This is a genomic window from Parasutterella excrementihominis YIT 11859, assembly GCF_000205025.1.
Lineage (GTDB): Bacteria > Pseudomonadota > Gammaproteobacteria > Burkholderiales > Burkholderiaceae_F > Parasutterella > Parasutterella excrementihominis.
In genome coordinates, this window is sequence record NZ_GL883755.1 from 48325 (window position 1) to 55751 (window position 7427).

4 protein-coding genes and 1 CRISPR repeat array are annotated in these 7427 nt (G+C 43.4%); all 4 genes read left to right on the forward strand.

Annotation, left to right across the window (positions count from 1 at the left end; translation table 11 throughout):
• Positions 1–64 precede the first annotated feature (64 nt).
• Positions 65–387: direct repeats of the CRISPR family, unit length 36 nt; unit sequence GCTTCAATCGTACATTCTTTCAATAACAACTGAAAC.
• 537 nt (positions 388–924) lie between these two features.
• The 4 genes from cas9 to cas4 are packed head-to-tail and all read left to right on the forward strand — an operon-like array spanning position 925 to position 7077.
• Positions 925–5211 (forward strand): type II-B CRISPR-associated RNA-guided endonuclease Cas9/Csx12, encoded by a 4287-nt coding sequence (gene cas9, locus HMPREF9439_RS10570; RefSeq protein WP_008864843.1) that lies wholly within the window; start codon positions 925–927, stop codon positions 5209–5211.
• Positions 5208–6200, forward strand: coding sequence for a CRISPR-associated endonuclease Cas1 (gene cas1 / locus HMPREF9439_RS10575; RefSeq protein ID WP_008811655.1), 993 nt, complete (start codon positions 5208–5210; stop codon positions 6198–6200). The genes cas9 and cas1 overlap by 4 nt, the downstream gene beginning before the upstream one ends.
• Before the next feature lie 3 nt (positions 6201–6203).
• The gene (cas2, locus tag HMPREF9439_RS10580) at positions 6204–6491 is read left to right on the forward strand and encodes a CRISPR-associated endonuclease Cas2 (protein ID WP_008811654.1); all 288 of its coding nucleotides are present in this window, start codon (positions 6204–6206) and stop codon (positions 6489–6491) included.
• Positions 6478–7077: a CRISPR-associated protein Cas4 gene (gene cas4, locus HMPREF9439_RS10585; protein WP_008811653.1), complete on the forward strand. Its 600-nt coding sequence runs from the start codon at positions 6478–6480 to the stop codon at positions 7075–7077. Before cas2 ends, cas4 begins: the two co-directional genes overlap by 14 nt.
• Positions 7078–7427 lie beyond the last annotated feature (350 nt).

The window sequence follows — 7427 nt, forward strand, 5'->3', positions numbered from 1 at the left end:
ATCGTACATTCTTTCAATAACAACTGAAACGTGCTTATCCAGCAACTCCTCTTCCTCGTAAGAGGCTTCAATCGTACATTCTTTCAATAACAACTGAAACCAGGAATCTTGCCCGGATAGCCCACGTTACAAGGCTGCTTCAATCGTACATTCTTTCAATAACAACTGAAACTCTTGGACGCTTTCTTAAGACGTTCTAATAATGGGTGCTTCAATCGTACATTCTTTCAATAACAACTGAAACGTTCCATCTAAATCTAATTCTTCAAGATTTTCGAGGCTTCAATCGTACATTCTTTCAATAACAACTGAAACAATCGTCACGCTGTGTGGTCGTGAGATTGACGCCGGGCTTCAATCGTACATTCTTTCAATAACTGAAGCACATACTATTGCCGGAATCCACACAAAAAGGGCGTCGAAGCACCCTTGCATGTAAACGAAGACATCAAGTCAAAAACACGAAGTAGAAACTAAAAGAAATTAAAAGCAGAAGCAATAAAAACATAACAACCGAGAAAATAGTGGCTAAGCCATTAAGCAACCCGTCTATCAATGCCTTAAAAAATCGCACAATAAGTCACCTCTCCCTTTGTTACGCCTCTTTCCTTCTTACTCTTTCGATCCAATCTCAGTTCAAAGAGAGGATCGTTCCGTCATTCCAAAAAAGGGAAAATTCCGCCCCTGACCAAACTCAGCCTAATTTTTAGCAGATAGTCAAAGTCAGGAAAATAGTTTCCTCTTTAATTGCGTATTCTTTCAACAGAAGTCGAGAAATGCAGCTACAAAGCATTCAAACTGTTTCGACCCACATTCTTTTGAAAAATGGACTCGTATTTGTGGACTCACTGAAATAAATATATTCAAACTTTCTAATTCAACCTATAATTTTGTAACTAAATAATAAATTCTTGAGGAGGGAAAATGGGGAAAACTCACATTATTGGCGTCGGTCTTGACTTGGGAGGAACCTATACCGGCACTTTTATAACCTCTCATCCATCTGACGAAGCTGAACACAGAGATCATTCGTCTGCCTTTACCGTCGTTAATAGTGAAAAACTTTCTTTCTCATCAAAGTCCAGAACTGCAGTACGACACCGGGTCCGCTCATACAAGGGATTCGATTTAAGAAGAAGATTATTGCTTTTAGTTGCAGAATATCAGCTTCTCCAAAAGAAGCAGACATTAGCTCCGGAAGAACGCGAAAATCTCCGTATCGCCTTGTCCGGCTACCTCAAAAGAAGAGGTTACGCCCGTACAGAAGCTGAAACAGACACATCTGTTTTGGAAAGTCTAGACCCTTCAGTATTTTCCTCCGCGCCGAGTTTCACTAATTTCTTCAATGATTCGGAACCCCTGAATATTCAGTGGGAAGCTATCGCAAACTCTCCTGAGACCACCAAAGCTCTCAATAAGGAATTGTCCGGACAAAAAGAGGCAGACTTTAAAAAGTACATTAAAACCAGCTTCCCCGAATACAGTGCGAAGGAGATTCTTGCCAATTACGTCGAAGGACGCCGCGCTATCCTAGACGCCTCAAAATACATCGCAAATCTTCAGTCTTTAGGACACAAACATCGCTCTAAATATCTCAGCGATATTCTTCAGGACATGAAGCGAGATTCAAGAATTACACGTCTATCCGAAGCATTTGGCTCGACAGATAATTTGTGGAGAATTATCGGCAACATCTCTAATCTCCAAGAACGTGCGGTTCGCTGGTATTTCAATGATGCAAAATTCGAGCAAGGACAAGAACAATTAGACGCGGTTAAATTAAAAAATGTCCTCGTCCGCGCTTTGAAGTATCTTCGATCAGACGATAAAGAATGGTCTGCTTCTCAAAAACAAATCATTCAATCTTTAGAGCAGTCCGGCGATGTTTTGGATGTGCTCGCAGGTCTTGATCCCGACCGCACCATTCCTCCATACGAGGATCAGAACAACAGAAGACCTCCGGAAGATCAGACGTTATATCTGAACCCGAAGGCTTTGTCTTCTGAATATGGAGAGAAATGGAAGTCTTGGGCGAACAAATTTGCCGGCGCCTACCCTCTTCTCACAGAAGATCTGACTGAGATCTTAAAAAACACGGATCGTAAAAGCAGAATAAAAATCCGATCGGATGTCCTGCCCGACTCTGATTATCGGCTTGCCTATATCTTGCAGCGAGCGTTTGATCGAAGTATCGCTCTTGATGAATGCTCGATTAGAAGAACCGCCGAAGACTTCGAGAACGGAGTCGTCATTAAAAACGAAAAATTAGAAGATGTTCTCTCGGGCCATCAGCTGGAAGAGTTTCTTGAATTTGCCAATCGCTACTATCAAGAAACCGCTAAGGCAAAAAATGGTCTTTGGTTCCCGGAAAACGCTTTGCTGGAAAGGGCTGACCTGCATCCTCCGATGAAAAACAAAATCCTTAATGTGATCGTCGGACAAGCCCTCGGCGTGTCACCTGCAGAAGGAACTGACTTTATCGAAGAGATCTGGAACAGCAAGGTCAAAGGTCGTTCGACAGTTCGCTCGATTTGCAATGCAATCGAGAATGAAAGAAAGACTTACGGTCCTTATTTTTCTGAGGACTACAAATTCGTCAAAACAGCACTAAAAGAAGGCAAAACAGAAAAAGAACTCTCCAAGAAGTTTGCTGCCGTTATCAAAGTGCTGAAGATGGTCAGCGAAGTTGTCCCCTTTATCGGAAAAGAACTCCGGTTGTCGGATGAGGCTCAGAGTAAATTTGATAACCTGTATTCTTTGGCTCAGTTATATAACCTCATCGAAACCGAAAGAAACGGCTTCTCTAAAGTCTCTCTTGCCGCCCACTTAGAAAACGCATGGCGTATGACGATGACAGACGGCTCGGCACAATGCTGTCGCCTCCCTGCGGATTGCGTTCGTCCATTCGACGGATTTATTCGCAAAGCCATCGACAGGAATTCTTGGGAAGTTGCTAAAAGGATTGCGGAAGAAGTTAAAAAGAGCGTGGATTTTACTAATGGAACCGTAAAGATCCCGGTCGCCATTGAAGCCAACTCTTTTAATTTCACCGCCTCTCTCACCGACTTGAAGTACATTCAACTTAAAGAACAAAAACTGAAGAAAAAACTGGAAGACATTCAACGCAATGAAGAGAATCAAGAGAAGAGATGGTTAAGCAAAGAAGAAAGAATCCGTGCTGACAGTCACGGAATTTGCGCTTATACCGGAAGACCGCTCGATGACGTCGGAGAAATCGATCACATTATTCCTCGCAGCCTGACATTAAAGAAGTCAGAAAGCATCTATAACAGCGAAGTAAACCTTATCTTTGTCAGCGCACAGGGAAATCAAGAGAAGAAGAACAATATCTACTTACTCTCTAATCTTGCTAAAAATTATTTGGCTGCCGTCTTCGGCACCTCTGACCTGAGTCAAATTACTAATGAGATCGAAAGCACTGTGCTCCAGCTAAAAGCTGCAGGCAGACTTGGCTATTTCGATCTGCTTTCTGAGAAAGAAAGAGCATGTGCCCGTCACGCTTTATTCCTGAACTCAGACTCCGAAGCCCGTCGGGCAGTCATAGACGTTCTAGGTTCCAGAAGAAAAGCCTCTGTAAATGGTACGCAAGCTTGGTTCGTCCGCTCGATTTTCTCTAAGGTCAGACAAGCACTAGCAGCCTGGACTCAGGAAACAGGCAATGAACTCATTTTTGATGCCATTTCAGTCCCTGCTGCCGATTCGAGCGAGATGCGGAAACGCTTTGCTGAATATCGGCCAGAATTCCGTAAACCTAAGGTGCAACCGGTCGCTTCACACTCGATCGACGCTATGTGTATTTACTTGGCGGCGTGCTCTGATCCTTTTAAAACTAAGAGGATGGGATCGCAGTTAGCTATCTATGAGCCGATTAATTTCGACAATCTGTTTACGGGCTCATGCCAAGTTATCCAAAACACTCCAAGAAACTTTTCTGATAAGACGAATATCGCCAATTCTCCCATCTTCAAAGAAACGATCTATGCCGAACGATTCTTGGACATCATCGTCTCTAGAGGAGAAATCTTTATCGGCTATCCTTCTAATATGCCTTTTGAGGAAAAGCCCAATCGCATTTCTATCGGAGGAAAGGATCCCTTCAGCATCCTCAGCGTCCTGGGAGCTTACTTAGATAAAGCGCCAAGCAGCGAAAAAGAAAAACTGACAATTTATCGAGTTGTTAAGAACAAGGCGTTCGAGCTTTTCTCTAAAGTAGCCGGCTCCAAATTTACCGCTGAAGAGGATAAAGCCGCGAAGATTCTAGAAGCGCTCCATTTCGTTACTGTAAAGCAAGACGTTGCCGCAACCGTTTCTGATCTCATTAAGTCTAAAAAAGAACTTTCCAAAGACTCAATTGAAAATCTAGCTAAACAAAAAGGCTGTCTCAAAAAAGTTGAATACTCTTCGAAGGAATTTAAATTTAAGGGATCTCTTATTATTCCGGCGGCCGTTGAATGGGGTAAGGTTCTTTGGAACGTTTTCAAAGAAAATACTGCTGAGGAACTCAAAGACGAGAATGCCTTGAGAAAAGCATTAGAGGCTGCTTGGCCCTCTTCTTTCGGAACAAGAAATCTTCATTCGAAAGCGAAGAGAGTATTCAGCCTACCTGTCGTTGCTACTCAATCCGGGGCAGTTCGAATCAGAAGAAAAACAGCTTTCGGAGACTTCGTTTATCAATCTCAGGATACCAATAATCTTTACTCCTCTTTCCCGGTGAAAAATGGAAAATTAGACTGGAGCTCTCCGATCATCCACCCTGCACTACAAAACCGCAATCTAACCGCTTACGGTTACCGCTTTGTGGATCACGACAGAAGTATTTCCATGTCTGAATTCCGAGAGGTTTACAACAAAGATGACTTGATGAGGATCGAGCTTGCTCAAGGCACTTCCAGTCGCCGCTACCTACGCGTTGAAATGCCTGGAGAAAAATTCTTGGCCTGGTTCGGAGAAAATTCTATTTCTTTAGGAAGTTCTTTTAAATTTAGCGTCTCGGAGGTTTTTGACAACAAAATTTATACTGAGAACGCAGAATTTACGAAGTTCCTCCCTAAACCAAGGGAGGACAATAAACACAACGGAACGATTTTCTTCGAATTAGTCGGACCAAGAGTGATTTTCAACTACATCGTCGGAGGTGCAGCCAGTTCGCTGAAAGAAATCTTCTCAGAGGCCGGTAAGGAAAGGTCATGAGACACCTAACAGTCTCGGGATTTGGCGATTTCCTAGGTGTTCACGGAAATCGCCTGATCGTACGCAACGGCGATAACGTAATCCTAGAAACTGCGCTTTCCAGACTCAGAACCATCCGAATCGATAAAAGCGTTTCCTTATCTTCTAACCTTATCCTGGCCTGCGCAGCAAGAGGTATTCGAATCTACTTTCTCGACTGGAAAGGCGTAGGAGTTGTCGAAGTATCCGGCATGCACCGCCATGCCGTCGTCGGCGTCAGAAAATCCCAATTCGAATGCCTCAAATCTTTGCAAGCCCAGCTTCTGGCTAAGGAAATCATTTTTTCGAAAATCCGAAACCAACGGGCCGTCCTCCTTTATTTCAGCAAATACCTCATGAAAAGAGAAACGGCTTACGGTCTTTTACTTCGGAATGCCGGAACTCGATTAGAAGAGATCAGTAACTTACTGAACACTCGAGCCTCAGGCCCCGACTGGAAGAATACGGTAATGGGACTAGAAGGAAGCGCTTCACTCATTTACTGGAACGCTTTAAAAGAAGCAAGACTTTTGCCCGAGACGTTCCAAGAACGCGAAGGAAGAGGCAGCACTGAAATCACCAACGCTGCACTTAACTATGGGTACGCAATTCTTCATAGTTATATTCAAAATGCGCTAGGCAACGCCGGTCTGGAGATCTACGCCGGACTGCTCCATGCAGATCGAGCCGGAAAGCCATCTTTGGTACTTGACTGCATTGAGGAGTACAGAGCGTGGGTGGTCGATAGAAATGTCATCAGTCTGAGATGCAAGCTTGGTTCTGAGCAAAACTTTTTGGACACTGCGCTGAAGAAACAATTGGTGGAACTTATCGATAAAACGATGAGCACAAAAATCAATTACTCACAGAAGCAATGCAAATTAGAGAATGCTCTTCAACGGCAGGTCTATAAACTTGCAGGAGCTATCGTAGAAGGCAAACGCTATCGTGGTATTCGATTCAAATGGTGAGTTATGTACACACATTTTTTGATTTGTTACGACATTCCCAACACGCCAAAACGCACCAAGTTTGCTGAAATGCTGAAAGATCTGGGACTTGTCGCCTTACAGAAATCTGTCTTCTATGGGGCACTTACCGCCACAGAAAGGCATGCTTTGGACTTCTCATCTCGAAAGCTCCTTGGAGCAGAGGATAAATGTCTTTGTATTCCTTGCGTCCTGAAACCTGAAGAGTTCAAGAAATCAATTGGTTACGAGGATTTTGAATACAGCGAGCCCGATAGCTATGGATTCATCTAACCGCGAAAGTCTACCTGTTTCTTACATACGACAATTTTGTTTTTGTCCGAGAATCCCTTTTCTGTCCGTATTTTTGGAGATTAAACCGCCGTCACCTTTGTGGGTCCAAGACGGCGTGGACTTTCATGAAAAGGCCGCGATGCTTCAAAAAAGAAGGAAGCTGTCAAAATTTAACTTGTCGGGAAAAGGAGTGTTCAAGTCAAACATTTATTTGAAGAGCTCTGTTTATCCGATTCATGGAATCGCCGACGGTATTTTTATCATGGAGGATGGCGAGATTATTCCGCTTGAATTCAAGGCTCAGGACAATTTTGTCGCTTCTCGCGGACACATTCTTCAGCTAACCGGCTATGCCATTCTTCTAGAGGAGAAATTCCAAAGAGAGGTAAAGCAAGGGTTCATTCTTTACGGCAAGAAAGGCAAGAGCCTGCGCGTTGAATTCACGGAAGAAAGAAAAAAGAAAGTGATAGAAATAGCTCAAAAGATTATTAGTAGTTTCGAAACAGGCCTTCTTCCAGACTCCCCCGCCACTTCAGCACAATGCGGGCAATGCGAATTTTTGAATTTTTGCGGGGACCGCTTCTAGCAACACAAAAAGCCTCCTCGGAGGCTCTTCGTTAATCCGGATAAGGTCAAAGACCTCAGTAGCCGGATCTAATATTTAATCAAATTGATTTCAGCTCGCCCGAAGGCGACTTCGTTGTTAAAAGAATGTAATTAAATATTGCCAGAAATATTCTAAATAGTCAAGCAATCACCCCAATTTTTCGAAAATAACGGCACTTTTCGTGCAGGTCGACCATTTTCGAAAAACAGCTCCGAAATCAACCTATCAAAATCCTTTGTTTTCAAATAATTGAGTCCGAGGCTTCAATACTACATTCTTCTAACAACTACTGAAACGCGAGGTCAACGGTAAGACCCGTAATCTTCAGC